Origin of the sequence: Salibacter sp. (assembly GCF_031581065.1) — a bacterium.
GTDB lineage: Bacteria > Bacteroidota > Bacteroidia > Flavobacteriales_G > Salibacteraceae > Salibacter.
Window position 1 is genome coordinate 1 of the sequence record NZ_JAVLBN010000112.1, and the last position, 538, is coordinate 538.

Sequence of the window (538 nt, forward strand, 5' to 3'; positions counted from 1 at the left end):
GTTTAAGGTATTTCCTAAACCGTAAGTACTTGGAAAGGTTGCACCACCTGTGTAAGCAGGGTTCAGCCATTGTGCGTTCGCGTTATTCACCCCGATAACAAGGAGAAAACTCAGTAGTGTCGTTAATAAAACTTGTTTTTTCATAATGTAAAATTTTTAATTTATGTCGCGATAAGTTATGTTTAATTAATTGAAAAACAAAAACAAATAACGACTAAATACTTTACAACTTTTGCTTCCTCGCCTTTATTTTTGTAACTTCGAATAGTTATAAATCAATTATTCAAGGTCAGGCGTGAAAAGAGTTTTACTCCTTATATTATTTACTTTGGCTTTGCTCTCAGTTAAAGCACAGTCTCCTCAACATGGTGGGCAGGCTAATAACTGGTCTATTGCAGGCTCCAATCATGAATGGCTTAATTTCAATGGGTTAACAGCAACCCCTTTTCAATTACCAAACAACAATCATTTCAATGTTTCAGGGAATCCAAACAACTCTGTCTCGGATAAGGACGGTAATTTGATGTTTTATATCTAT

At 34.9% G+C, this 538-nt stretch carries 1 protein-coding gene; it reads left to right on the forward strand.

Going from position 1 to position 538, the window contains the following annotated elements; translation table 11 throughout:
* Window positions 1-295: 295 nt before the first annotated feature.
* Window positions 296-538 (forward strand): hypothetical protein (locus RI557_RS11705; RefSeq protein WP_310683960.1); only part of this gene is annotated, 243 nt, incomplete at its 3' end.